2 protein-coding genes are annotated in these 2,482 nt (G+C 65.0%); both read right to left on the reverse strand.

Going from position 1 to position 2,482, the window contains the following annotated elements; genetic code table 11:
• Positions 1–846, reverse strand: an 846-nt coding sequence (locus tag APH42_RS28725; protein ID WP_156352979.1) for a TonB-dependent receptor, incomplete at its 3' end; no start/stop codon positions are given.
• 119 nt (positions 847–965) lie between these two features.
• The coding region (locus APH42_RS28730) for an MFS transporter (protein WP_082421481.1) at positions 966–2,482 on the reverse strand (1,517 nt) is incomplete at its 5' end.

Raw genomic sequence — 2,482 nt, forward strand, 5'->3', positions numbered from 1 at the left:
AAACTTCTCGAAGCGCGGTTGCTTGGTCACGAAGTTGACCGAGCCACCTGGGTCTGCCGGGCCGAACAGCGTGGAGTTGGCACCACGCAGAATTTCTATGCGCTCGTAGGCGTAAGGGTCTTCACGCACACCGCGCATCGAACTGAGGGTCAGGCCGTCACGGTAGGTGGTGGCCTGAAAGCCGCGGATCAGGAAGTAATCGTTGCGGTCGTCCGAACCGTAGTAGTCGCTGACCACGCCGGGGGTGTACTGCAGCGCCTCTTCGGTTGTGCTGACGCTGCGCTGCTGCATTTCCTTGTTGGTCACCACAGACACGGAGGCTGGCGTGTTGAGGATGCTGGTCGCCACCTTGCCGCCTACCCACAGCTCCTTGGCAACCACCGAGTTGCTGTCTTCGTCGGCGCTGGCTTTGACCTTGGCATTGATGATGACGGGCGCCAGGCGGTAGTCCTCGGTCGCCCCCAGCTCCAGCGGGCCGGCAGGCTTGGGCTGCGGTACCACCAGGTAAGCACTGGGGCCTTGCTGCTGCGCCTGAAGCTCGGTCCCCTGCAACAACTGCGAGAGAGCCGCCGACGTGCCCAGCGTACCTTGCACACCTGCCGTGTTGCGGTCGGCTATGCGCTGCGCGTCGAAGGACAGGCTAATGCCCGCCTGGCGTGCAAAGCGGTCAAGCGCCGGCGCCAGTGGGCCGCCAGGAATGTTCCATTGCTGCGCCTGGTTGCTGTGTTCAGCAGTTGCAGATTGCGCAAGGGCAGGCAGCGCACAGCTACTGACAACCAGGCCCAGGAAAGCACCGTGCACAGCACGACTCAATGGGTGGCGCTGTGGAACCGGGGTCGAACTCATTTTTCTCGCTCCGTAGAGGGGTCGGCGGGCTGGCCTGTATTCCGGCCTTCTCTACAAGCCGAACGAGAATGATAAAACACCTCATTTATTTTTAGATCGTTGCACGGACCCTGGCCGTTTCAAGGTCGCCCTTCGGCCATCAGCCCCTCCTGCATGGCAGGCAGTGGCCGGCTCAGCAACACGCCGACCAGCAGCGCAAACAGCAACGCCGCCACACCCGCGACCTGTAACACAGCCTCGAAACCGCCCATGAATGCCTGGCGGGCCAATGGCGCCACCGCCTCACGCAAGCCTGGCTCAAGCAGGGCCAACGCCGCCTGCAAGTCGCCCGCTGCAACCCGCGTGGCCATCGCGGCAACCTGGCTCGATTGTGCGGGTGCCACAGTGGCCATGGCCTCCTGCAGCAACTGCCCGCTACGGGCAGCGAGCACACCCCCGAGCACACCAATGGCCAGCACGATCGCACCAAACCGCGTGGTGGTGCTCAGGCCCGAGGCCATACCGGTACGCTCACGCGGTACGCAGGCCATGATGTTTTTCTGCGTATCGCCATTGAGCAGCCCGGCGCCCGCCCCCAACACCACGCTGGCCAGGGCGAATGCCCCATAACCGCCGTGGCGCGTGGCCCAGGCACACAGCAAGTTGCCCGTGCCCACCAGCACCAGGCCCAGCGCAAACACCTGCGCCGGGCTGCAGTGGGCAGCCAGGCGCATGCCCAGGCGCGGCGTCAGCAGCATGGCAACGGCGAACGGCAACATACCCGCCCCCGCGGCCAGGGCCGACAGTTGCAGGCCGTTCTGCAAATACAGCGGCAGCAGGGTCATCATCACCTGGGCGCAGGCGGCGTAGGCAAACATGCCCAGCAGAGCCCCTACAAAACGCCCGCTACGCATCAGTTGCAAGTCGATCATCGGCCGCTGCTGGCTGCGCTCGACCATGATGAACAGGCTGAACAGAAAGGCGCTGATCACCAACCGGCCAAGGGTTTGCGGGCTGCCCCAGCCCACCTGGTTGGCATCGATCATCGCCCAGATCAGGTAGCCCAGGCTGCCGGCGAAGGTCAGGCTGCCCCAGGGGTCCAGGCGTGCCGCCGCACTGTCGCGAGACTCTTCGATACTGCGCATGACCATTACCGCCAGCAGTGCCACCAGCGGCAGGTTGATGTAGAAGATCCAGCGCCAGCCCAAGGTACTGGCAATCACCCCGCCCAGCAGCGGCGCGAAGGTGATGGTGGCGCCCATGCAGGCGCCCCAGAAGGCCCAGGCACGCATGCGTTCTTGTGGCTGATGGAACCGGTTGCCAATCGCCGCCAGGGCCGAGGTCAGCAGCAACGCAGCGCCTACCCCCTTGGCGGCTCTGGCCAGGTCGAGAAACAGCAGGCTGGGCGCCGCACCGCAGGCCAGTGAAGCCACGCCGAACAGCACCAGGCCGAGCAGCAGCATGCGCCGCCGGCCGAAGCGGTCGGCCAGGCTACCGGCGGGCAACAGGCAAGCGGCGAAGGCCAGCAGGTAGGCGCTGACTACCCATTCGATGTCGGCGAACGAGCCGGACAGGTCTCGCGCGATACTGGGCAGGCTGACCGCGACAATGTTGGTGTCGAGGATGATCAGGGCGCAGACCAGGGAAGCGGTAAGCA

It is taken from the genome of Pseudomonas sp. NBRC 111140 (assembly GCF_001320885.1).
GTDB classification, from domain to species: domain Bacteria; phylum Pseudomonadota; class Gammaproteobacteria; order Pseudomonadales; family Pseudomonadaceae; genus Aquipseudomonas; species Aquipseudomonas putida_P.